This is a genomic window from Nostoc sp. UHCC 0302 (genome assembly GCF_038096175.1).
In the GTDB taxonomy this organism is placed as follows: Bacteria; Cyanobacteriota; Cyanobacteriia; order Cyanobacteriales; family Nostocaceae; genus UHCC-0302.
The window spans coordinates 351,670-375,597 of record NZ_CP151099.1 but is presented as its reverse complement, the minus strand read 5'-3'; the positions used below and the strand labels follow the sequence as shown (position 1 = coordinate 375,597).

Below are 23,928 nucleotides of genomic sequence, written 5' to 3'. Positions count from 1 at the left end.
TAGTCCACCACATCAACATTGCAGGGTAAAGAAAGTTTGAGAATCTTTCTCTCATCCTCACGGTTCAGTTAAGGTTAAAGCTCTTTGCCAAAGTTAATTTTTTTAACAAACCGCATTCGCGCAGCGTCTTGCAGAGAAGGACGCAAAGGGCGCAAAGAGAAGGAAGAAATGCTTAACTGAACTGTATTCGGCCATAACTTACTGGTTATACCAAGCTTTTCGCCACTGTTTCATTTGCTTAATCTCGGTTTCTTGCGCTTTGATAATAGCCTGAGCCAAGTTTTTTATTTCTGGACGCTGAGACTTTTGCAAAGCATCTTTAGCCATAGTCACAGCTGCTTCATGATGAGGAATCATCGCATTTATAAAGCGCAGGTCAAATTCTTTATCAGCAACACCCAAGTCCATATTCATCATCATGCTTTGCATATTCTCTGATGACATTCTTACTGTTTTTTTCTGTTGGGCATCATAAGCCATTGGTTGATCTCCTGCTTTGGGATACCAGGCTGTGCGCCACTGTTTCATCTGTGTAATTTCTTGATTTTGTCCTTTGATAATGTCTGCTGCTAGCTTTTTGATTTCAGGGCGTTGGGATTTTTTTTGTGCTTCCTTTGCCATTTCCACAGCGCCTTGATGATGGGGAATCATTGAATCAATAAATCGCAGATTATAGTTAGCATCAGCTGGGCCTAGAGACATTCCCATGCTGTGGTTCATGCCACTGTGATGGTTCATTGATTGCTTGTCAGCACTATCAATGCCAGTGATAGCAACGTTTGGTTCTTGGCTTTGGTTTTCGGAACTGGTTGTAGAACAGGCTGTCAGTAGGCTAGAAGAAAAAGAAGCACTCGCTACTAAAATAAATGTCAAAAAGCTCTTTCTTAGACTCGAAAGTTGCATAGGAATTATTTGGATGGTTTGTTGATACTATTCTAAAATCTCTAGTTAGCTGGAGAGTCAAGCCAATTAAAAATTAAAAATGTCAAATTAAAAATTGCAAGACGCTCTCTACGAGATGCTCCGCGTTAGCGATACGGAGACTCAGCTTAGCTGCGCTATCAGTCGGGGCTTGAATCCACCACTGCTTATAGACCACTGAATCCTTGATGCACTGGGCGCTTGTACCCAAAACCAAAATAAATCAATTAAAAATTATTCTTCTGAATTTTTAATCTTTAATTTTTAATTAAAACTGGTCAAGCAGATCAAAATCTAATGTCGTTTGAAGATTTTGGCATCTCGCACTTGATACTCACGTAACCCAACCAATTCTTTACTATTGTTTCCCATCCCCCAGCCTCAGTCCTCAGTCCCCAATCCCCAGCCCCCAGTCCCCAACTCTTAACATTGCAACAATAAATATGCTTCTAGGTAGATGAAAATCTAGTCAAGGGGTAACATACAATACAGGGGGTATAAACCATCAAACCGTAAGAAATACCCGATTTTATAGCTTTAGTTAGATGCGGTTACAATACCTTGAATGCTAAACGTCAACCGCTTGCAGCTGCAAAAGCTGCGTCAAATCCCTACACATTTATTGGTGGCACAAGTTGCGAGTGCGCTCCTCTTTTTAATTGGCAGCTTAGTACTAGTTGGCTGGTGGCTTGATATTGAAATTCTCAAAAACGGCTTTCCTAATAGTCCCAGCACTATGAAAGCTAATACGGCGCTGTGTTTTGTGCTGTCTGGTATATCGCTATGGCTGTCTTTCAAAGGAGGGGGAGATAAGAATAATTATTCACTTAGCTCTCCCACAGCCCCCACTCTTCTCATATCCAGGGTATGTGCAATAACGGTCACCATAATTGCTTCCTTCACACTCAGCCAATATCTATTCGGTTGGAATCTAGGTATTGATCAACTGTTGTTCCGTGACTCGCCAATTTCTGTGACGACATCCCATCCGGGGCGAATGGGGTTGAACACTGCACTGAACTTTATCTTAATTGGTAGAGCTTTAGAGCTTTTAGTTGATCAAAAAACTGACCGGAGCTATTGGTATGCCCAGATTCTGGCTCTGATAACTACTTTGATTTCCTTACAAGTGCTGATTGGTTATGTGTACCAAGTGAAATTTCTCTACGAAATGGTATGGAATACAACATCAATGGCGTTACACACAGCACTATTGTTCATAGTGCTGGGTGTGGGGATTCTTTGGGCGCGGGCAGAACAGGGGTTAATGAGGATAGTCATAAGTGATACTTTTGGGGGCTTACTTGCACGTCGTTTGTTAGTTGCCGCGATCGCAGTACCTTTTGGAGTAGGATGGTTAATCGTTGAAGGTCTACGGGTAGGAAAATACGATCCAGCGTTTGCAATATCGGTATTTGCGATCGTTTTAATTGTGGTTTTTGCCGTGTTGGTTTGGCAGAGTGCGGCGGTTATTGAACACCTGAGTAGCCAACGCGATCTTGCTCAGGAAGCACTCAGAGCCTACGAAGATAAACTGGGAAGTTTCGTAGATGCTAACGTTATCGGTATTCTGTTCGGCGATGTTCATGGAGGTATCCAGCAGGCGAACGACGAATTTCTGCGGATGATTGGATACACACGCGAGGATTTGCTAGCAGGCAATATTAGCTGGAAGGACATCACCCCCGCCGAGTATTTATACTTGGATGAGCAAAAAATCTTAGAAGCAAAAGCAAATACTACAGGTGCTTGTACGCCTTATGAAAAAGAATATATACGTAAAGATGGTAACCGCATCCCAGTTTTAGTTGGTTACGTACTGTTGGGAGAAAATAAAGAAGAGTCAGTCGCCTTTATCCTCGACTTAAGCCATCGCCAGCAAGCAGAAGTTGAGCAACTAAAATTAGTATCCCTGGTAGAAAATAGCTCTGATTTTATTGGCATCGCCACCCTTGAGGGGGAATTACTCTATATAAATGATGCAGGTCAAAAATTAGTAGGGCTTACCAGTCAAGAAGATATACGGCAAAAAGTAATATTAGATTACGTAATGCCCGAAGACAAAGCCTATATTCAAGAACATATTCTGCCGACTGTATTGACACAAGGTCGCTGGCAAGGAGAATTCCGCTTTCGGCATCTCCAGACTGGTGAAGGAATACCAGTTGAATACAATATTTTTACTGTCAACGATCATAAGACAGGTCTGCCAATTGGCTTGGCAACAGTAACTCGCAACATTAGAGAACAAAAGCAGGCTGAGGAACGAATACTACAACTAAACAAGGATTTACAGCGACGCGTAATTGAGTTACAAACTTTACTAGAAGTGATTCCAGTTGGCATTGGGATTGCTGAAGATCCAGAATGTCACACCATTAAGATTAACCCTGCCTTTGCCAAGCAGTTGGGGATACCGCCGGATATCAATGCTTCCCTCAGCGCCCCTAGTGAAGAAAGACCGACAAGCTATAAAGTTTACCGTGAAGGCAAGGAATTGTTAGCAGAAGAACTCCCCATGCAGTACTCTGCTGCTCATGGTGTGGAAGTTCTAGACTCTGAAATTGATATAGTTCGTGAAAATAAAGAAATCGTTAGCTTGTTAGTGCGTGTTGCACCATTGTTTGACGAGGAAGGTAAGACTAGAGGAAGTGTAGGTGCATTTTTAGATATTACAGAGCGTAAGCAAGTAGAAGAAGCACTCCACAATCAGCAGAAATGGTTGGAAGATGTACTAAACCTGATGCCTAGACCACTGCTATTTATTGAACCAGGAACAGCACGGGTAACTTTCGCCAATCGAGCAGCTGACGAATTAGCAGGAGGCAAATTTCCTACAGGTGTACCAGGTACAGAGTATCACACTGCTTACTATTACACAGATGCAGCAGGAAATCGCATTTCTAATGACCAAATGCCAGGAGTGCGGGTAGCCCGTGGGGAGCGTCTAGATGGATTGGAGATTGACTGGCACACTAGTGGGGGTATGCGCTCCTTACTGATATTTGCTGATACCCTGCCAGCAATGCACGGACATTCGGCTACTTGTGTCTTAGTGTTCCAGGACATTAGCAACCTAAAACGGGTAGAAAAAGCCCTCTCGTTAGGTTACAAAAGGCTGCAACTACTATTTGATACAGCTAGCGATTTACTTTCCAGCCAGCAACCGATGGCACTAATTGACAGTGTTTTCCAAAAACTCGCAGAGCAAATTGGCTTGGATATTTACTTCAACTATTTGGTTGAAGGCAACTCTCAGGTAATGCAGCTAGCGTCCTACAGTGGCATTTCTGGGGAAAGAGCAAAGGAAATAGAATCGCTGACATTTGGGCAAGCGATTTGCGGTACTGTAGCGCAAAATCGCCATCCAATTGCTGTAGAGAATGTCCAAAAATCGACTGACCCGAAAACCGAGTTGATTCGCTCTTTAGGCATTAAAGCTTACTATGCTTACCCTTTACTAGTCCAGGGACGGCTTTTAGGTACTCTTTCCTTTGGTAGCCGGACTCGGCTGAGCTTCACCGACAATCAAAAAGGGATGATGCAAGCAGCGTGCGACCAAATAGCGATCGCAATGGAACGTGCTAGTTTAATTGCTTCTTTGCAGCAACAAACTGAGCAGTTGCGAGAGGCAAACCGCATGAAGGACGAATTTCTGGCTATATTGTCTCATGAATTGCGATCGCCTCTCAATGCTATCCTTGGCTGGGCGCAGTTACTAAATTCCCGCAAGCTCAGCGAAACCCAAATAGCAAGAGCTGTGGAGACAATTGAACGCAATGCTAGGGCACAAACTCAGCTAATTGGAGACTTACTAGATATTTCGCGCGTGATTAGAGGCAAATTGCGTCTTGATGTTCAGACTTGCGCTTTAGTTCCAATTATCGAGTCAGCAATTGAGACTGTCAGCCTAGCTGCTCAAGCAAAGGAAATAGATTTAAGATTTTTCGTAGAAGTTAATGACGAAGATCAAGAATGTCTAAGTTTATATACTGAGGAAAGCTTTCTCAGCCATGCCAAGGATCTCAATACTCAATTCTTAGTTTCTGGTGATGCCGAGCGTTTACAACAGATAATTTGGAATCTACTATCTAATGCCATTAAATTTACCCTAAACGGCGGTGTGGTAGAAATCAAGCTTTCAACAACTATCGTTAATAGTGAAGAGCTAGTGGGTAATAAGAAGGAACAACTACCTTTTGGGAGTGAACGCAAAACGCACGCTACAACAACATCTGTCGCTGATCTGGGAAACCAAAAAGCTCGCCCTGACTCACTAATTACCAGCTATGCTCAGATCCAAGTAAGTGATACAGGCATTGGCATCAGTCCTGATTTTCTCCCTTATGTTTTTGATCGCTTTCGTCAAGCAGATAGTTCCAGCACTAGACCCTATGGTGGATTAGGATTAGGATTAGCAATCGTGCGTCATTTAGTAGAATTGCACGGTGGTACTATTTACGCAGATAGTTTAGGCGAGGAGCAAGGCGCGACATTTACAGTTAATCTGCCACTATTGAAAAGTCAACACTCTGCTCCTCTGCCCCCTTCCTCCCCTGCCCCCCCGGTTACTGAGCACAGGCGTTGGCGCAGCCTCTCGTAGAGAAGTATGCCCATCCTCTCCCTGCTAGGTAGGTGTGCGAGTACTGGTTGTAGACGATGAAGTCGATTCCCGTGAATTTATCGCTACAGTACTCCAACAGTACCAAGCCGAAGTTCAGGCAGTCGCATCAGTCCCAGAGGCATTGCAGCTAATTCCTCAGTGGAAACCAGATGTTTTAGTCAGTGACATTGGTATGCCCACAGAAGATGGTTATTCTTTAATCCGCAAATTGCGATCGCAACCACCACAACAAGGAGGTAATATTCCAGCAGCAGCTTTGACAGCCTATGCTAGGGCAGAGGATCGAATGCGAGCTATACAAGAAGGTTATCAGATGCATTTACCTAAGCCAATTGAGCCGGCTGAATTAGCTACAGTAGTTGCCAGCCTTGTTAAACGCACCTGAACCTGATACTGAATTGATAAATTTTAGTGATTATAGTTTTCATTTTTGATGCTCGTTGGGCGTATATCTGTGCGTCTTAACGAAGTACTTATGAGTTTTATATGAGTTTTCCTACTTCCTCAATATGAAATTAAAGCTAATATTTTAGTTAAATAAATTTATAAATGCACCATTTTTGCACGACAGCTTTTTTTCATCAAATTATGCGTAGTAAGAAAAATTTATTCATTCAAAGTTTGGTTATTTTTTAGACAAGTTATAGCAAAAATATATTTAACTGGATCTATTTCACATAGTATAAATGTTTACTAATTATTTAAGCGATCACTATTTAATAAAAGCAAAATCCGAAATAGCCAATTTTAGATTTGTATTTAGATGACGTAGCCTTATCTAGTTCAAAGAGGTTATGGAAACTGTTAACTTACACGACTTGTAAAAGTTGATGTTGTAAGTCATACGAGCATCTACCTTTGTTAGCATGATTAATCTGTAATATTTACTAAATCTAGCCAGATAATCATACAGAAAAGTGAGTGTGCTGATTTAAATTCTGATGAATCTAACAAATAAGCCTTATTTTGGACGTTGCAGTATCTCATATGATTACCATAACAAAGACACTGGTAAAAACAGTAGCTAAACCACAACAGCCAGATAATATTAACTTATATGACTCGAAACGAGCTTATTTTTTGCAAGAAGTAATTGAAGGCTTAGAAGATGCTATCTTGATTTTAACTGAGGCTGGTGAACTTCTTCATGCTAATGCATCTGCTTTTCGCTTTTGTTGCCAATTCAATCAAAGTAATTCCCAGCAGACTTTTGTTCCATCACCTATCTGGCATCTTTGCCAATCATTACTTGACAGTTGCAAGCATTTTCCTGAGCAACTTGTTATTCTCTCGGACGAAATAGTGTTTGACAAGACAAATGTTTTTCGTATTCGGGTAAGATTGTTAGATTTAAATTGGTTTGAAGTACCTTGCTTACTAGTGACAATAGAAAATAGATACGAGTCTCTTAAGAATTTAGTACTAACTGAAGTCAAAAAATTTGAATTGACACCGCGAGAATCCGAAATTTGGTTTCTTTATAGAGGTAACTACAGCTATAAAGAAATCGCTGCCAAGCTTTACATTACCCTCAATACGGTAAAGAAGCATATGAAAAATATTCATAGCAAGCGACAAAACTTCATGACACTTAATGAGTAGTACTACAATCAGAATTGATTTGTGAAATACGCTAATTAATTATTCGTTAACTGCTGGCAAAATAATAATTATTTAACTATTTCATGAATCAATTAAGATTACTATATACAGGAGAGTTACGAAAGATCATTGATTAGCTTTCAGGCATTACGCACTACAAAAAATTTTTAGATGATGCAGTATTTTTAGCTAACAGAACCTACAGAATTTAATATTAATTTCATGTAACGTAATCATATAAAATTAAACTAAATGGTTAGGTAGCAAAAATAGTTATTTAGCTATTTCTCCTCCGTTTTATTGGATCAAGCTTCACTAAATACAATTTTACAAAAAAACATTTATTACTAAGACTGATGAAAACAGTTATTACTTTATTTCATGTAATTGATTTTTATCATACGGCTCAAATTTTTTATGTTTATTAGCTCTACCGAGAATCGGGAGTTTGTTGCAAGCGTAATAATGTGTTGTAAACTTGTTGTTTTAAACTATTGTTATTTTGTATTTCCATAGTAATTTGGTTAAAACGGTCGCTCTTTAGACCATTATCTTGAACTATTTTTTGGGAAAGAACACAGTAATTTACTGCTATATCTTGAGCCTTTTGGGGAAGCCGATTTATGCTGTTAGGATCATTGCAAATAATTTGGGGAATTTCTCCAGTACCAATCATTTTTTTTATTTCTTCAAAAGCGTGTTGACGAGCAGGCTCCATTGCTAGCACAGCTTGGGCATAGCTGTTAATTTCAGTATTATTAACTGGTGGTGTTTGAGGGTAAACTTTTGAATTCTCAGAAAAAGAGTTAGAAAACAAACCGACAGCCGTTATCACGCCCAAAAGCAGAGACTGGGAAAGCATAGACGCGTAACGGTGGGAGGGTCGCAGCCTTCTGGTGCGTCCGTTACACAGAGGCGGCTCCCGTAGCTCTTGGTGTTCCTGTTCACCTCCGGTCTCTGACAGAAGAAGGGTAGAGCTTGTCGTCAGACATCGCTCTCGGCTATGGCCGGCAAAGAAAGATGAAATGTTTTTCATATTGTGTGTGAGGCTTAACTGTAATAGGGATTTAATAACTATTTTGAATTATTTGAGGAGGAGGAAGTTCCGGGCAACATTCAATCCAACAAACTTTTATATTTATTGTCAACGACCTCCACATACTTGACAAAGTTCAATTACTTTAGTCTGGAGTACTGAGGTTTCTGAACCTCCTTGCTTGAGACTCACTTCTAACTCTAGTATCAAAGGTAAGCAAGAAATTAACTGCTGTACAGATAGCAACTTGACTTCTTGCTGTAAAAAATAAATACGTTTAGGGTTAGCTACATCAGCGGCTGAAGCGATCGCTTGTTGATTTTGCTCTCCACTCTCCATCATGACCTTCACCCATAGCCAAGTGCGAAATTGACCAATTAGTGTAGCCACTATCCGCAACCCAGGCTCGGAAGCATTGATCAGGTCTGCTAATGTTCCCAAAGCTTTAGTTGTATCTCCAGTTCTGATTGCTGCTGCCAATTGTAAGCTGTTTTGAGTAGTATTCCTTACTAGTTGAGTAACAGTATCTACATCTATAGGCTTATTACTGCCCTCAACGTATAACCGTAATTTCTCTATTTCATTGTAAAGGAGTCGTGTATCGTTACCTACAGATTCTGCTAACCATTCCGCAGCCCTGGAAGTCAATTTGACACCCACAGTTTGAGCCGCTTGATTTGCAGATTGCACCAGTAATTCCGTCTTCCAAGGCGGGATGAGCGGAAATTCTCGAAACTCGGCGGCAAATTGTTTTAATAATTTTGTAGATTTGAGGCGTTCATCAGGTTTGTTACGGCTGGTGAGCAATAAAAATGCATTTTCGGGAATTACTGGCAGCGTTCGCACTAGTTCTGCCAATATATTGTCTGGGCATTGCTGGCAGAGAGTCGTATTGATCAGCCACACCAAGCGCCCACCAGCTCCGAAAGTTGGTGTCATCACTTGATTTAACGCCCCAATCGTAGCATCAGGTTGATCTGGAAGGAATGAAGTGTAGTTAAAGCTTGCCCATTGAGGATCGACAACGCGATCGCGCAACAGAGCAATTGCTTTTTCTCTAGTAAAATCATCTTCACCCCAGTAAACGTAGATTGGCATAACAAACCTCGCAGATGATTAGGAGAGCAGGGAGAAGGGGGCAGGGAGCATGGGGAGAACAACTAATCAATTTTCAATCCCCAATCCCCAGTCCCCAATCCCCGTAAATGGCTAAAATCAAGATGTTTACTTACCCAATTTTTACTTAAGGTTTTGGATACTGTATCCTGTCCCCGCTGTCATCAACTTATTGATAGTCAAGCGATTAATTGTCCCTATTGTCGTACAACGCTCAAAGCTTACGGTCATCCCGGTATTCCTCTGTACCGTGCTACTGGGGATGCGTATCTGTGTGATACCTGCACTTACCATATTGACGATACCTGTAACTTTCCTAAACGTCCCTATGCTAAAGACTGTACCCTCTACCAAAATAGTGAAGAGATGAAATTAGAGTTAGAAAAGCAGCGTAATGCCAACAGCTTTGCGGTAACTGTGAAAAACTGGATAAAACGCAATCAGGCTTTAATGTTATTGGTGGGTTTATTATTGGTCTGTTTGCTAATAGTTCTATCTACCTCTTGATTTATGACGGTTCTTGTCTAAATGCTAAACGCTGTAACAGCACACAGATATTGTCTGTATCAACCTTTAATTTAAATTAATCATAGTTAAACCGCAAAATTTAAGTAAAAGTTATATATAAACTAGGGCTGATGTATGAGGAATTGTTAGCTGGGTATGACTTTCCAATTTTTAATTCCCCGTCAGCGATCGCTTAGCAAGCATTACTTGGATAGATAGACAGGTTAACCGAAAGGTTCTACAATCTGACTGATTGTGGTAAATTTACCTATTGCTCAATCAACATATGCATAGTAAAGATTTTCTAGTGATTCTGCTTTGTTGCAGAAGCACTAAATTATTATAAGAAAGTCTTTAGTAGAGGGCAGCAAACACATGGATGTAAAACTGATTTTAGTTGGGTTAACAGTAATATTTAGTATTTCGTGTTTGTTTTTTGGCACGAAAAATGGATTTTATGATTCAGATAACTATCATGGCAATGGCTCTGCACATTGAAGAAAGCTTTTAGACGCAAAGAGAAGTTTGAGCTAAGGCTTCCTTGGCTTGAAACTTCGGGAGTAGCTTACTGTAAAAGTGGGTAGCCTCCCTGCGCTCAAAACTTTACAAGGCAAAAACGCAAAGTCCCTTAGCAAGTAGATTGAAAGCTTCTCGTTATCCAACTTTTCCGAATCAGTGCGGGTTCGGTGCAGGTGTCCTCCCCAATCAAAAATCCACATTTTCAGGGTGTAGGGGCGCACGGCGAAACTTACCCCTAATTTACAAAACCAAAATCCGTCTAATTCTTGGCTTTTGGGATATTTATATAGCGACGAGGTTTGAGGGGAAGAGACATGAGGGATAATCTGTCGACATCCTCTCGCGTTGATGCTGGGGAAGTGGGTAGCGAATTAGAATGTTTGCCCTATAGTGTTCAGCATCACGATGAGGGCGTGTGCTTATTAGTAAAGATGGGGCCACACCGCATCCTGTTAGACTGCGGTTTGGATGATATTTCATTGCTGGGGAAGGGGCTAAGTATACCCCCACATGGAGTGAATTCCCCTCTACCGGCAGATTTAGTTTTGATTACTCATGCACATCCAGATCACTCTAAAGGCTTACTGTCGCTGCATCAGGCTTTTCCAGTGTTACCTATCTATGCAAGCGAGGTAACCAGCAAATTACTGCCACTGAATTGGCAAGACCAAGACACTCAAGAAATTTCCCAATTTTGTCAAGCGTTGCCATTGCGATCGCCTGTAGAGTTTCAAGACGGTTTAGTAGCAGAATTATTTCCTGCCGGACATCTTCCAGGCGCAGTGGCGATTCTGCTCACATATACTACTGGGCAACGCTCTTACAAGTTACTGTATACAGGTGACTTTTTCTTATCAAACTCCCGGCTGGTAGAAGGTTTGCGTTTAGAAGAACTGCGGGGACTAGACTTAGATGTCTTAATCATTGAAGGTAGTTATGGTACATCTCGCCATCCTCACCGCCGCAACCAAGAAAATCAACTAGCAGAGCGAATTAATCGCGCGATCGCTGACCGTTGTTCTGTACTACTTCCGACACCGGCTTTAGGATTAGGACAAGAACTGCTGATGCTCTTACGCTCTCATCACCACTTCACAGGCCGGGATTTAGATATCTGGGTAGACGGTGCTGTCGCTGCTGGCTGCGATGCTTACTTGGAACTGCTACCCCATCTACCCCCATCAGTACAGAACTTCGCCCGCCATCAGCCCTTGTTTTGGGATGAACGGGTGCGTCCTCGCGTGCGTCGTTTACAACCAGAAGATCGTGCTACTGTCGGTAAATCACCTTGTATTGTTCTTACCGACTCCATAACTGATTTAGGTGATTATTGCCAACCCAACACTGGCCCTTGGCTTATTCTCCTACCAGAAAAAATTGATATAAAAATTAACAAAAAATACTTAGCACCCACCACTGTCGAAAGCTATCTCCTTGCTCAACATAGTGATGGCCCTGGTACTACCCAGCTAATTCATAATTTACGACCCCAACACGTGATTTTCGTTCACGGTTCTCCTGCTTATTTGGCAGACCTAACAAGTTTAGAGGAGTTACAAAACCGCTATCACGTACATTCTCCTGCTGCTCAAACCTTAGTGGATTTGCCTATTGGGGACACGTTTTTACAGCCAGCAGCCCCAGAGACTAACTATGAAGGCGAGCTGACAGAGTTGGGAACAGTAATCACAATTACTTTACCCGAAGCGATGACAGCCGATTCCCGCTGGCAGCAGTTTGCCGATACTGGTTTAATTGAAGCCCGTTGGCAGGGAGAAGAATTAGTTTTACGGGGATTGTCCCAACGAGAGCTGCTCAACCAAAGTAGCGATCGCTATACTTGGTCTGATCTAGACTGCTGCGGCACTTGCCGGCATCAAAGAGGACAGCGCTGTTGGAACCCTGCTTCCCCGTTGTATAACTTCAAAGTAACCCTTGAAGGTTACTGTCCTGCCTTTGAGGGTTTGAATGATAGTCAATAGTCTAGGGTTTTTTAACTATTGACCGGAGGCGGAGCGTCTCCGGCTCCGCTCTTGACTTTTTGATTGAATTATTCTGGATTCGAGTCAGTATAATGGTTGCGGATGCGCTCAGCTTCAGGACAATCCTCTGTTAGGAGAGGTTCTACGTTACCGCGTGGCACTGAAGCTAATTTTTGTGTTACAGCCCCAATGCTTTCGAGACGAACCATTTCCTCCCAAGAACAAGTTTCGTCCTCTTCTTCTGTTTCATAACGTAGGGTCACTAAATCACCCTCTATGTCGAGGATGCGGGCGCGTTCTATCCAGCGTTGCTGGTCCCGCAAGAAAACACATACCTCCCGCCCATCGCAACACAGTTGATAAATCTTGCGGTGTAGCATGTACTGCTTCTGCCTTTTTAAACAACGTAGTTAAACTTGTCAAAAATTGGGTCTTACCCCAGTAGATTTCACCCTTAATCAGGTTACTTTCACGGTTTATAACCAGTGTGTTTGGTAACCCAATCCAAAGACTTACTTTTAATTGTCGGAATCTCAGGAAATTTTGGGTCATAAACCAATGGTTACTGCACCAGTTGAACTCAATCTCTTCCAGGGTCATTCTAGAGAATGTTTACTTCTATAGAAGTCCAACAATTCGGGATTTGTGTTACCCAAGTTAATACCTGTTGATGAGTCCTTACTACCATTATGTAATAATAAATACTCCAAAACTAGCGTTGATTGCGGTTGTTTAAGTTGCCTGTTTGTAGTCATTGGCATTGGTGGGAAGTCCGGGGACTCGGCTTTACTTTTTTCCCTATGTATTTGATCTTAACTCATTCTCTCGCTGACCTTAACGGTTTTCGACAACAACACCCGAAGAGTTTTAAATTTAAGGTTGTTGGCCGATGTGACACCTCCAATGCTAATCCACAATACAGTAATACAGCGCCATAGTCTCTAATTGCGGAAATCTCAGCAGAATTTAGGAGTAGAGACGCGATTAATTACGTCTGTCATTAAAAGTTAGGAACCTATAAGAGAATAGGTTACAGAGGACAAGAAAACTATCCACTATCCCCTGTAACCTGTACCTTTAAAGACTGTATCAGAAAGATTTAGGTGTTGTGGGAAATTCTTTGAGCAAATTCGACGAAGATGCTTCTCGTTTAATTTTACCTGCGCGAACAGCATCGTATAAAGCTGCAAGGGCAGACAAATCCTCTGGTTGATAGCATTTGGTGGCCAGCACTTGTTGGAGTAGTCCCTCAGATTCAACACTAAGATATCCAGTTTGAAAAGCAGATTCAACGAGTGTACGAATCATCGTGATTAGGGCAGAGTGAGAACTTGTTATTTCAAGTGTGTAACATTTCTCTCTTTTGCTAATTGATGCAGAACAGCAGACTCCAGTGATTACAATTACATAATTTATGTGATAGAAATCACAGCGCTAAATCATAATATAGGGTTTACAGAGTTAAAATACTTTCAACTAATGAATCAATTAACACAAGCTTTTGATGATTATTACATTTGGAAATTATATTCATACAGTAATTATTTATACATAAAAATGTGGATAATATTTTTGCATAATTAAAACTTAATAAATCATAATTTACAGTTACTTAGGTAAAAAAGTGGCGAAAATCCTCATCCTTTTGACTCAATTGCACCCAGTCTATATTTAAGTCCTGGAATTTTTGCACCAAGCGATCGCAAGCAGGGCGCTCAGTAGCATAATGTCCAGCATCTATTAAAATCAGATTGCGATCGCGGCTTTCTTGAAACTGATGAAATTTGCAGTCAGAAGTTAGATAAGCTTGAGCGCCAGTTTTGACTACCTCAGAAATAAAACTAGCTCCCGAACCTCCCAAAACAGCAACTCGTGAAATTGTCTGCTGTAAATCAGCACTTGGAGAAAAAATCAAATTTGGGGTAGCAAGTCGGGTTTGAATTGCTGCGAGTAACTCTTGTAACGTCAGAAATGGCTCAAGCACACCAACACGTCCATATCCTAATCCTGCTTGCTTGGGTACTATGGGAGTAACTTCCTTAAGTTCTAAAATCTGAGCCAACACGTCAGCAGTACCATCTTGTACTTGGTCAAAATTTGTGTGGGCGCTATAGATACCAATATTGTGAGTAAAAGCTAACCGAGCCATTTGGGCGATTGGTTCCCCAGTGCGTAAAGACTTGGGAGGATTAAAAATTAAAGGATGATGGGCAAAGATTAGATTAGCATTCAGGGCGATCGCTTCTTGCATCACCGCCAAAGTCGGTGTTAAACATACTAATACCCGTGCCTTTTCTTGCAACACTCCTGGTTCAACTTGCCAACCACAATTATCCCAACTGTCACACCATGCAGGATTGGCCCATTCTTCAAACCAAGTGATTAAATCAATAATTTTCATACTAATATTTTTCAGCAATTATTTTGTATACAGCAATTTACTAAATACTTGCCGCAATTAAGTTCTAGAATTTTGAATTTCTTCTCAGTGTTTTTGTGGTTGAATATTTAATTTTAATGCTAGTTGCTGGCGCATTTCCTGGAAAGGTTTATTCCATACAGGGCTAGCATTCCAGTTCCACACTGCTACCGGGATGAGTTGTTCCTGTGCTAAATAAGTTAGTAGACGGTATTCATCTTCTGGTTCACGGGAAAAACTGAACGGATTGCGATAACCTGTATCACACAGTTTATAACACGTTATCTGACCGTGACTGATACGTTGTAAAAGTTCCTTACCTTTAGCAAGTAAATAATCTAAAAAAATTAGACTGAATGGCTCTATGTGTGCGCGATTATGTGGCTCTTTTTGTACCCATCTTGCCCACTCAAATCCATACATAAAATCGTGAACGTAGCGGAAACGGATTTCTGTTTTGATTCCGAACATCTCTGTCAGAGACACCATTTTTTCACCAAAATCTTTTAAAAAAGTAATAGTACCTTCTTCTGCAACTAAAGCCTGCCTCAGCATACTGTTTACCATAAAATCAAAATCCCAGAATATGTTTTCTGGAAAGTTTTGCAACTGAGTATAGACTATAGATTCTAATGTTTCCTGAATAGTTGCGATAATTTGAATATCACTATTTTTCTCGGCAATCACACTTCCCAGTTCTGCAAAGCTGGTAATTAAAGTTTTTTGAGGATTCAGTGATAACAGGTTAACAGACTGCTGGGCAAGAATTTCGTCAATAAATTGGAAAGTGTCAGATGGTTTAATATTTGGCTTCATAGTAATTTAAATTGCCCAAGCAAATTACAATAAATGTTATTTTATAATAAAACAAATGAATTATTAAAGTTGTATAAATAAACTTAACTTTTAAATTTACAAACATACATAAAATGCTCAATGTATGTTTAGTTAATTGTCTATAAAGAAATTACGTCATCCCTAATACTGCAAAAGTGGCTTGTCCAGGGTTTAACGTATATCACTAGAATATTTACAAGTTATCTTCAGAGGATACTCAGAAACAATAAGGTGTTTAAAGTTCATACTGTAACACCTTAAATATGTTTAACTACATCTCCAAAATTTAATAAATTGCTATCCAGAAATATGAACAACTAGCTCTCTAGAATGACTGCGTTGACGATGTTCCCAAATATAAATTCCCTGCCAAGTTCCCAATACCAAATGACCGCGATTGATGGGGATATGTTCAGAAGTATGTGTGAGTGCAGTACGAATGTGCGCTGGCATATCATCGGAACCTTCAGCATCATGAATGTATTTGCCTGACTCTGGCACAAGTTTTGCCATAAAGTTAGCTAAATCCACAAGTACATCAGGATCAGCGTTTTCTTGGATTACTAAACTAGCTGAAGTGTGACGCAAAAATAGAGTACAAAGACCAGTTTCTACCCCTGACTCTGCAACTATAGCTTCAATTTTTGAGGTGATATTTTGAAAAGATTTCCCAGTAGTAGAAATTCTTAGTAGCTTTTGGTAGTGAGCCATACTAATTGATTAGTAATTCGTAATTATAATATACCACTTCAAAACGCTTGCTAGAAGTTGTTTACTACCCCTTATTGTGCTGCTATTGAATCAGCATATGTTTTAGCCATTTAGTATAATTGGTAAAGATTAAGGTTTAATTGCTACGAAAATAGTTGATCACAGATTGAGCGATCGCTTCATTACCATCCTTAGAAATTGCTTGAGGTTGCTTTGGTGGTTGGGGTAATTCATGGAGAAAATCCCAAGTTCCTTGAAAAAACTCAGATGGGGTGAGAATTTGGTGTTGGTTGTAATTAGTTAAGCCTTCTAATAGAAAAGTTGCTTCGGCAAAATCCTCACGCGGTATGGTAATGAGAGGTACTCCTAGTAATGTGGCTTCAGAAAAAGTACTGTAACCAGGTTTAGAAATCACTCGCCCACAAATAGGCATAAAATCTACAGGGCGGTATTCACGGCTAGTAATTTTCACTAAATTCGGTAGATTAGGGACAGATTGATCAAAGACAATAAATTGCCAACCTGGAAATCGCCGCAGGTTATCGTAGGGAATTTGTTGTAAACCCAAGCCGCCAAAGGTTAGCAAAATAGTTTTTTCGACTGGGGTAGTTATTCCCCAAACAGAACGTAAATCTTCCACAGAGTAACGAGGCGAACCACCAGTTAAGCCGACATCTGTGATATTTGCAAAAGCCTGCATTGGTTCATGAAATGGGAAACGAAATAAGCGATCGCACTTTGAATACCAATCACTAATCCAATCAGCAACACCTGTAAATTCATTTCCCCAATCTCGGTAGATCAAATCCCAGCCAAAATTGCTCATCATCCAGCAGGGAATATTTGTAGCCTTAGCAAAACCAGAAGCGAGGAAAGGAATATCTGCCAAGATAAGATTAACGCGATTTTGGCGGATGAAATTGACTTCTGAGGCAATTAACGAATTCTGATTTTTCTTAATATCCAGCAGCTTTTCTAAAGTCGCTACTTTATCCATTGTCAAACTATCCGTTTGCACCACACCCAAATCAAAAGCGCGGGGACGATGGATAAAATCACCTTCTATGTAACACTCTAACAACCAGCGTGGAGCAGTAGTCACCAAAATTAGTAAGACTTCTGGACACAACTTTTGAATTGTTGCAGCTATGGATGCTGTGCGAGTAGCATGACCAAAGCCGTGATTTGTGATAGCTATGTATAAAATTGGGCGTTCCATTTAGGAGTGGGGGAGTGGGAGAATATCTTAATTAACAAGCCCTTCGGGTAGGGGAGAGGGAAGAGGGAACAGGAAAAAACCTGCCCAAAATATTGGGTCTAAAGTCTCTAAATTTATTTATGAAAAGAGATAAAAATATTTTTTTCGAGACGCACAGCGCAAGAAAAAATACGTCCGCTTCAAATCCCCTAATTTTAATTATGGGGATTTACCTGTTCTCTCTTAAGAATTACTGATCTTGTTTTTTACAAAAACTTTGAATCGTCTCAACTAATAAGTCAATTTCCGATTCTAAAGTAAAGTAATGGACGCTAGCGCGTATACAGTCGGGGTTAGCAATTGTCCGAGTTAGTAACTTTTGTGACTCTAAAAATTGTACTAATTTGAAACTAGCTTGCGGCTGATTATTGGCGAGTTGGAAAGAGACTATACCACTTTCGGGTGGAGAAGTTCGCAAACATTTGACATTACCTAGCACCGCTAACTTTCGCCAGAGGTATTCGCTATTGTGGCAAATTTGCTCATAACGTTCTTGGGAAGTTCCCAATTGCTGATGGATTGCGATCGCTTCCCGCAACCCCACATATAAAGAACAAGCTAATGTAGACACTTCATATCGTCGCCCATCGGGAAGCCAATTCACAGGTTGGGCTTGACTATCTACAATTAAGCCACGCAAGCCAATAAATGTTGGTTTCAAATTTTCTCGCGCTTCTGGTCGAACATACAAACCACCTACGCCCGCAGGGCCACATAACCATTTGTGACCGGTGAAAGCATAAAAATCTACCCCTAATTCAGTTAAATTTAAAGGTAATGCACCAACAGATTGGGCAGCATCTATCAGCAGTGCAGAATTATTATCCCTGCATACTTGAGAGATTTTATCAAGAGGTAAAACTTGACCTGTATTCCATAAAACATGACTTAAGACCACTAGGCGAGTACTGGGACGTAAGTGTTGAGCAACAACTGTCACCGGATCGCCTTCATTTAAAGTAGCCTTTAGAGGACAGGTACTAACTTCTACAGCGAATCTCCGACAGATTTCTTGTGCTGTGGCAATCACGCCTGGGTGTTCGCAGTCCGAAAGCAAGATATGGTCGCCAGCACGCCATTCAATACCCCACATAGCGATATTACAACCAACAGTCACATTCTCCGTGAGAGTGATTGTATCAGTTGGTATGTTTAACTCCGAAGCGATCGCTCCTCTGGTAGCTTCAATCTGGGGTGCTATCCAGCGATATGCTTCATTACCAAAGGGGCCTATATGCTGAATGTGAGCTTGGGTTTGGGTAATGGCATCCATTGCCCCTTGGGGCATCGGCCCCTGGCCTCCATAATTAAAATAAGTTTTATTTGCTAAAGCGGGAAATTGCTCTCGATGGCGATGCAACCTGGTTAAGGCAACAGAAATACTAGTCATAGTCAAGGGTCAAGGGTCAAGGGTTGAGACGCGCCATGACGCGTCTGTCTGTACAAGGGTGAATAATTATCTCCCTCATCTCATCACAATTTATCTGGTTTACTGCCAGATAGTGCTAATTCTTGTTAACTTAAAGGAATGTTAATTAATGCTGAACTTCTACTGCAATATCAACGCTGTAAGCGCCGAACTTTTCTAGATATCCACGGTGACAGAACTCAGCGCGATGCTCCCAATGAGTTGCTAGCGAAACTGCAACAGGATAAAATTGCCCATCAGCTGAGTGCTTTGGCACAGATCACTTATCACCGACCAGATTATGCTTACGGAAAGTGGGAAACAGCAGAAGCGGCGACTTTAGAATTGATGCAGCAAGGGGTTGAGTACATCCATCAAGGAGTGCTGTTAGCAAATTACTCTGAAGGATACACTCTGCTAAGTCGTCCAAATTTACTAATAAAACAGCCAGGACAGTCTCGCTTTGGAGAGTGGCTGTACGTCCCGGCTAATATTGAACTAGGTAAGCGCCCGAAGCAAGAATATCAAGTTACCGCTGCATTTCATGCCAAAGTCTTGGGAATAGTACAAGAAGTTGCGCCAGAAACTGCTTCCCTAATATTGCGAACCAAAGAAAAAAGTTATGCGGTGGATCTGCTTAAATGGACACCACAAATGCAGCAGATTTTAGAGGAGTTTATTGAAGTTTTAGAGTCACCAGATGCGCCAGAGGTATTTATTTCCCGGCAAAAGTGCAGTCTTTGCCATTGGTATAGTCATTGTTATGTGATCGCCCAATCTGAAAAACATCTCTCGTTGTTACCGGGAGTAACACCAATTCGCTACACTCAACTCCAAGCCCTCGACATCACCACATTAGAATCTTTGTCCAACACCAGTCCCACCGTTTTAGAAAACCTCCTCGGTTTCGACAGCGATATAGCGCCCAAGCTAGTAGTACAGGCTAAATCTGCGCTTGAAAAACGACCCTTTATCTTACCTTATCCGCTACCTACGGAAGATATTACATACACGGCTCCCATCGAGATTTATTTTGATATTGAGGCACAACCAGACTTAGATTTAGATTATCTTTTGGGAGTTTTAATTGTTAACAGGCAAACTAATACAGAACAGTTTCATTCATTTTTGGCAGAAAAACCAGAAGATGAAGAATTAATTTGGCAGCAATTTCTCGATTTAGTTTGGCAATATCCCGAAGCGCCAATTTATCATTTTTGTGTGTACGAATTTGATACAGTCAAACGTTTAGCAAAGCTTTATCGTACCCCACATTCCTCTGTACGCCCGGTTTTGAGTCGGTTTGTGGATGTGTATGAACAATTAACCCAAAGTGTAGCATTACCAGTAGAAAGCTATGCCCTCAAAGCGATCGCCCGCTGGTTAGGATTTGAGTGGCGTGATAAAGAAGCTAGTGGCGCTAAGTGTATTTATTGGTATGATCAGTGGTTACAAACAGGCGATCATAGTTTAATAGAAATGATCCAACGCTACAACGAAGACGACTGTCGTGCCACTTTAAAAGTAAAAGAGTGGTTCGTCAACTTTGTTCAAAATGAGTATAAATTGCGACTTGCATAAATAGAACACGAATTATTGGTAAGGGCGCAATAGCTGAGCGCTTCTAGCAAGTATTACACAAACAATAATCTCCATATACCCTTAATTCAGTTGGTCAGGGGTATAACATATTAATTATTATTTCTGACTTTATTATGATATCTTATTAATGATTTTTCTACTTTAATAATAGCTCTTTATGCAGCTAATCAAAAAAACCTTCACTTTTAGGCGAATTTTTTACTTTTTTATTTTAATTCTAATTCTAATTATCAGTCTCTTATTTGCATTTATAAATCTTGCTACTAATGCTGTTGAAGTTAGTGAGATAAAGTTTATTGGAGAAGCAACTTTTCCGACAGGATTATCTTTCCAAAAGACTGAAGTTGGAGGATTATCTGGAATTACGTATGACGAGAAAAATGACCTTTACTATGCTATATCTGACGACCGGGGACAAAAAGCTAATACCCGTTTCTATACCCTAAAAATTAACCTAAGTAAGGGTTCGCTTCAAAATAATGGAGTTGCTCCTGTTAGTGTAACTAAATTATTAAATGAGAGGGGTCAATCATTTCCTGCTGGTGAGACAGATACAGAAGGTATTGCTTTTAGCAACCAAGCAACTGTATTCATTTCTTCAGAAGGTGATGCTGGGAAATTGATTAATCCTTTTATTAAAAAGTTTTCAGTAACTTCGGGTCAGGAAATTACAACACTTCCTATACCAAACAAATTTTTACCAGATAAAACTGGTGAACAGGGTATCCGCAACAATTTAGCGTTTGAAAGCCTCACCATCACACCTAACAAAAAGCATTTGTTTACAGCTACAGAAAATGCTCTAATTCAGGATGGCCCAGCGGCTAAACCCAACTTGGGTACTCCTTCCCGGATTTTGCAATATAACTTACTCACTAATCAACCAGAAAAAGAATTCCTTTACAAAACTGAACCAGTTGCACCGTTTTTTAATCTTACAGGTAAGTTTGCTAGTGGATTACCTGATTTACTTGCTCTCGACGATCAAGGTCACTTTTTGAGTTTAGAACGCTCTTTTACGGGCTTAGGATTCGCTATTTTTCTATTTAAAGTTTCTTTAGAAGGAGCTGATAATATTCATACTATCGATAGCCTTTTGGCAGTTAACGCTAAGAATATCAAACCAGTTCATAAAAAACTACTACTGGATTTGAGAACCATAGATGTGCTGCTAGATAATATCGAAGGTTTAACCCTTGGGCCTAAGCTACCTGATGGACAGCGTGCATTAATTCTTGTCAGTGACAACAATTTTAATTCACTACAACGCACCCAGATATTAGCCTTTAAACTTAAAATCGAAACACCACTAATCAGGTTATTACGTCAGTTTTTACCATATATAAGCTTCTAGCTGTACTAAGGTAAAGGCGTGATCTTCCTGCGGAGTCACTTCGGAAACGCGTCTTGACCCTGTTCATATATTTTTATTTTTGCTTATTATCAGTGGTTTTACGGCTGAAACTAGGTAAATTAACCCACTCTACTTGTGGTTTCAGTGTAATTTCTCAACCACGAACATTAATCAATATGTTACTAATATTTAAGAGCTTTTTCAGAAAGTTAATCACTACCTAAAATAATACTCAACTTTTTTGTAAAAATTATCATTTTAGTTGATTACTTTTATAAAATTGTTGATGTTTTTTCTAAATAAAGTTAATGATTAACGAGAACTTTTTCAATATTTGGCTTGCAATATTTGTAATGAATTATTTTAATGCTACAAAATAAAATCGATAATATAGTAGGGCAAAAAACCGAATCAGATATTTATCTGGGTAAATTTTTAAACAATCGGTATTTAATTAAAGATTTAATTGGTATAGGAGGAATGGGCAGAGTTTATTTAGCAGAAGATACTGCTAAAGGTGGTATGCAAATCGCCGTCAAAATTTTATCACTCAGTTTGGCGAATCAGCATATGTCACAACGCTTTGCTAGAGAAATTTTTATTGGCGCTCAATTGGGTCGTAAAAGTAAAAATATTGTTCGTGTATTAAATTATGGTGTTACTGATGACAAAACTCCATTTTATGTAATGGAATATCTTTCAGGTAAGAATCTAAAACAAATTTTGAAGATTCAGACATTAACACTATCAAGATTTTTGGAAATTTGTTATCAAATTTGTTTAGGCTTACAATGCGCTCATCAAGGTATTAGCCTTAAAGGAGAGATTTATCCGATTGTTCATAGAGATATTAAACCAGAAAATATATTTATTAGTAAAGATGATAAACAAGGTGAAATTATCAAAATATTAGATTTTGGTATTGCCAAGTTTTTGACAGAAAGAAGTGGAATGACACTTACTGATTCTTTTATTGGCAGTTTACCTTACTGTTCTCCAGAACATATGGAAGGACGCAAACTATTAGATGTACGTTCTGATATTTATAGTTTTGGTGTACTGATGTTTGAAATGCTAACAGGTAAACATCCATTTCACACAAAAAGTAACTCTTTTGGTACTTGGTATCAAGCACATCGCTTTCAAGCACCACCAACAGTTGAAGAAGTAAACCCGCAAGTAAAAATACCACAAGATTTACAAAATTTATTGATGAGTTGTTTAGCTAAAGAAGTAGGTGATCGCCCGCAAAATATCAGTGAAATATTAGACTGTTTAGAAAACGTTCAAGGACAGCTTGAGAGTAATATTTTTATTACAAGCGATAGCATTAAACCCTCCTCTCCAGTGCAATTAGTACCGATAACTTCATTATCTGAGAAAGAGTGTTTGCAAAAGAATTGGCCTAAAAATAAACCAGTTGCACCAATTGGTTTTCCTTATCTATTAACTACTACACAAGGCACGATACCAACCTTTTGGGCTATGTTGCCTAAACAAGAAATTACCAAGTTTTTAGATAAAAAGCACAGTACTGAGTTTGTAACTAAAATGAATATTTACCCCATGCTTCTATGGGTTACTGTACTGTATGATAGTCAGCTTTCTCTAACAAGGTGGCTATCTTATTTTTTAGATATGAAAGATAATAAAGGACAAAGAATAGTACAAACTTTAGCTGAAGTAGGTTATTATCATCTGCTATTGTTCTCCTTAGAAGAGCCGAACCGTTGTTCTCATGTTATGACTTTAAGCATTACAGCTAACCAACGTCAACAACTCACAGATTGGCTAGCCCTGAGTCAAAAATCAAATAATTCGCTTTTACCTAAACAAGCTAAAAACATCTTGAAATTAGAATACGAAAAGTTAAAATCTGAAACACTCCAAAAATTAGCAACACAACACAAAAAAGAAGATATAGGATTAAAAGTTTTGCTAGCTAAATTATTTGAAGTTTTTTTCAAATTACTCTCACGCCAATAAAATTTTGACAAACCATATTTTGTATTCTATAAAAACTTATAAATAA

18 protein-coding genes are annotated in these 23,928 nt (G+C 39.9%); 8 read left to right on the top strand and 10 right to left on the bottom strand.

Features of this window, described 5'->3' with window-relative positions; genetic code table 11:
• Nucleotides 1-198: 198 nt before the first annotated feature.
• Nucleotides 199-903 (bottom strand): DUF305 domain-containing protein, encoded by a 705-nt coding sequence (locus WKK05_RS01580; protein WP_341528068.1) that lies wholly within the window; start codon nucleotides 901-903, stop codon nucleotides 199-201.
• Between the two features lie 583 nt (nucleotides 904-1,486).
• Between WKK05_RS01580 and WKK05_RS01575 the strand changes: the two genes are divergently transcribed.
• The 3 genes from WKK05_RS01575 (at nucleotide 1,487) to WKK05_RS01565 (ending at nucleotide 7,147) form a co-directional block, all read left to right on the top strand.
• Nucleotides 1,487-5,524, top strand: a complete 4,038-nt coding sequence (locus WKK05_RS01575; RefSeq protein ID WP_341528067.1) for a PAS domain S-box protein — start codon at nucleotides 1,487-1,489, stop codon at nucleotides 5,522-5,524.
• A gap of 34 nt (nucleotides 5,525-5,558) precedes the next feature.
• On the top strand, nucleotides 5,559-5,930 hold the full coding sequence (locus tag WKK05_RS01570; protein ID WP_341528066.1) for a response regulator: 372 nt from the start codon (nucleotides 5,559-5,561) through the stop codon (nucleotides 5,928-5,930).
• 602 nt (nucleotides 5,931-6,532) lie between these two features.
• Nucleotides 6,533-7,147, top strand: a complete 615-nt coding sequence (locus WKK05_RS01565) for a LuxR C-terminal-related transcriptional regulator (RefSeq protein WP_341528065.1) — start codon at nucleotides 6,533-6,535, stop codon at nucleotides 7,145-7,147.
• Nucleotides 7,148-7,577: 430 nt separating this feature from the next.
• Here the strand turns inward: WKK05_RS01565 and WKK05_RS01560 are convergent, their stop codons facing one another.
• Both WKK05_RS01560 and holA read right to left on the bottom strand, forming a co-directional pair.
• Nucleotides 7,578-8,009, bottom strand: coding sequence for a DUF4168 domain-containing protein (locus WKK05_RS01560; RefSeq protein WP_341530995.1), 432 nt, complete (start codon nucleotides 8,007-8,009; stop codon nucleotides 7,578-7,580).
• Nucleotides 8,010-8,291: 282 nt separating this feature from the next.
• Complete coding sequence (holA, locus tag WKK05_RS01555) at nucleotides 8,292-9,281, bottom strand: DNA polymerase III subunit delta (protein ID WP_341528064.1); 990 nt, start codon at nucleotides 9,279-9,281, stop codon at nucleotides 8,292-8,294.
• A 153-nt stretch (nucleotides 9,282-9,434) separates the two neighbouring features.
• On the opposite strand from holA, the gene WKK05_RS01550 reads away from it, so the two are divergent.
• Together WKK05_RS01550 and WKK05_RS01545 are read left to right on the top strand one after the other, a co-directional pair.
• Entirely contained in the window at nucleotides 9,435-9,806 is a 372-nt protein-coding gene (locus WKK05_RS01550; protein WP_341528063.1) for a zinc ribbon domain-containing protein, read from the top strand.
• Nucleotides 9,807-10,639: 833 nt separating this feature from the next.
• On the top strand, nucleotides 10,640-12,307 hold the full coding sequence (locus WKK05_RS01545) for an MBL fold metallo-hydrolase (RefSeq protein WP_341528062.1): 1,668 nt from the start codon (nucleotides 10,640-10,642) through the stop codon (nucleotides 12,305-12,307).
• Between the two features lie 68 nt (nucleotides 12,308-12,375).
• Here WKK05_RS01545 and WKK05_RS01540 read toward each other — a convergent pair whose 3' ends face one another.
• The 7 genes from WKK05_RS01540 to WKK05_RS01510 form a co-directional block, all read right to left on the bottom strand.
• Entirely contained in the window at nucleotides 12,376-12,687 is a 312-nt protein-coding gene (locus tag WKK05_RS01540) for a DUF6679 family protein (protein WP_341528061.1), read from the bottom strand.
• Between the two features lie 709 nt (nucleotides 12,688-13,396).
• Entirely contained in the window at nucleotides 13,397-13,615 is a 219-nt protein-coding gene (locus tag WKK05_RS01535) for a hypothetical protein (protein ID WP_341528060.1), read from the bottom strand.
• Between the two features lie 304 nt (nucleotides 13,616-13,919).
• The gene (locus WKK05_RS01530; protein WP_341528059.1) at nucleotides 13,920-14,708 is read right to left on the bottom strand and encodes a Nif3-like dinuclear metal center hexameric protein; all 789 of its coding nucleotides are present in this window, start codon (nucleotides 14,706-14,708) and stop codon (nucleotides 13,920-13,922) included.
• Nucleotides 14,709-14,792: 84 nt separating this feature from the next.
• Nucleotides 14,793-15,542 (bottom strand): hypothetical protein, encoded by a 750-nt coding sequence (locus WKK05_RS01525; protein ID WP_341528058.1) that lies wholly within the window; start codon nucleotides 15,540-15,542, stop codon nucleotides 14,793-14,795.
• Between the two features lie 318 nt (nucleotides 15,543-15,860).
• On the bottom strand, nucleotides 15,861-16,274 hold the full coding sequence (locus WKK05_RS01520) for a secondary thiamine-phosphate synthase enzyme YjbQ (RefSeq protein ID WP_341528057.1): 414 nt from the start codon (nucleotides 16,272-16,274) through the stop codon (nucleotides 15,861-15,863).
• Nucleotides 16,275-16,410: 136 nt separating this feature from the next.
• On the bottom strand, nucleotides 16,411-17,493 hold the full coding sequence (locus tag WKK05_RS01515) for a glycosyl transferase (protein WP_341528056.1): 1,083 nt from the start codon (nucleotides 17,491-17,493) through the stop codon (nucleotides 16,411-16,413).
• A 229-nt stretch (nucleotides 17,494-17,722) separates the two neighbouring features.
• A complete protein-coding gene (locus tag WKK05_RS01510) occupies nucleotides 17,723-18,922 on the bottom strand; it encodes an aminotransferase class V-fold PLP-dependent enzyme (protein WP_341528055.1) in 1,200 nt (399 codons plus the stop codon).
• Between the two features lie 138 nt (nucleotides 18,923-19,060).
• Here WKK05_RS01510 and WKK05_RS01505 point away from each other — a divergent pair, with 138 nt between their 5' ends.
• From WKK05_RS01505 to WKK05_RS01495, 3 genes are all read left to right on the top strand, one after another.
• Nucleotides 19,061-20,521 (top strand): TM0106 family RecB-like putative nuclease, encoded by a 1,461-nt coding sequence (locus tag WKK05_RS01505; protein ID WP_341528054.1) that lies wholly within the window; start codon nucleotides 19,061-19,063, stop codon nucleotides 20,519-20,521.
• 178 nt (nucleotides 20,522-20,699) lie between these two features.
• Nucleotides 20,700-21,896, top strand: a complete 1,197-nt coding sequence (locus tag WKK05_RS01500) for an esterase-like activity of phytase family protein (protein ID WP_341528053.1) — start codon at nucleotides 20,700-20,702, stop codon at nucleotides 21,894-21,896.
• 366 nt (nucleotides 21,897-22,262) lie between these two features.
• Complete coding sequence (locus WKK05_RS01495) at nucleotides 22,263-23,882, top strand: serine/threonine-protein kinase (RefSeq protein WP_341528052.1); 1,620 nt, start codon at nucleotides 22,263-22,265, stop codon at nucleotides 23,880-23,882.
• The last annotated feature ends 46 nt before the right edge of the window (nucleotides 23,883-23,928 follow it).

Bases quoted from the DNA above. Each gene is read 5' to 3' on its own strand.
- WKK05_RS01500 (WP_341528053.1), top strand. From the start codon at position 20,700: ATGCAGCTAATCAAAAAAACCTTCACTTTTAGGCGAATTTTTTACTTT.
- WKK05_RS01525 (WP_341528058.1), bottom strand. From the start codon at position 15,542: ATGAAGCCAAATATTAAACCATCTGACACTTTCCAATTTATTGACGAA.
- WKK05_RS01520 (WP_341528057.1), bottom strand. From the start codon at position 16,274: ATGGCTCACTACCAAAAGCTACTAAGAATTTCTACTACTGGGAAATCT.
- WKK05_RS01505 (WP_341528054.1), top strand. From the start codon at position 19,061: ATGTTAATTAATGCTGAACTTCTACTGCAATATCAACGCTGTAAGCGC.
- WKK05_RS01540 (WP_341528061.1), bottom strand. From the start codon at position 12,687: ATGCTACACCGCAAGATTTATCAACTGTGTTGCGATGGGCGGGAGGTA.
- WKK05_RS01545 (WP_341528062.1), top strand. From the start codon at position 10,640: ATGAGGGATAATCTGTCGACATCCTCTCGCGTTGATGCTGGGGAAGTG.
- WKK05_RS01510 (WP_341528055.1), bottom strand. From the start codon at position 18,922: ATGACTAGTATTTCTGTTGCCTTAACCAGGTTGCATCGCCATCGAGAG.
- holA (WP_341528064.1), bottom strand. From the start codon at position 9,281: ATGCCAATCTACGTTTACTGGGGTGAAGATGATTTTACTAGAGAAAAA.
- WKK05_RS01560 (WP_341530995.1), bottom strand. From the start codon at position 8,009: ATGCTTTCCCAGTCTCTGCTTTTGGGCGTGATAACGGCTGTCGGTTTG.
- WKK05_RS01575 (WP_341528067.1), top strand. From the start codon at position 1,487: ATGCTAAACGTCAACCGCTTGCAGCTGCAAAAGCTGCGTCAAATCCCT.
- WKK05_RS01565 (WP_341528065.1), top strand. From the start codon at position 6,533: ATGATTACCATAACAAAGACACTGGTAAAAACAGTAGCTAAACCACAA.
- WKK05_RS01580 (WP_341528068.1), bottom strand. From the start codon at position 903: ATGCAACTTTCGAGTCTAAGAAAGAGCTTTTTGACATTTATTTTAGTA.
- WKK05_RS01530 (WP_341528059.1), bottom strand. From the start codon at position 14,708: ATGAAAATTATTGATTTAATCACTTGGTTTGAAGAATGGGCCAATCCT.
- WKK05_RS01495 (WP_341528052.1), top strand. From the start codon at position 22,263: ATGCTACAAAATAAAATCGATAATATAGTAGGGCAAAAAACCGAATCA.
- WKK05_RS01535 (WP_341528060.1), bottom strand. From the start codon at position 13,615: ATGATTCGTACACTCGTTGAATCTGCTTTTCAAACTGGATATCTTAGT.
- WKK05_RS01515 (WP_341528056.1), bottom strand. From the start codon at position 17,493: ATGGAACGCCCAATTTTATACATAGCTATCACAAATCACGGCTTTGGT.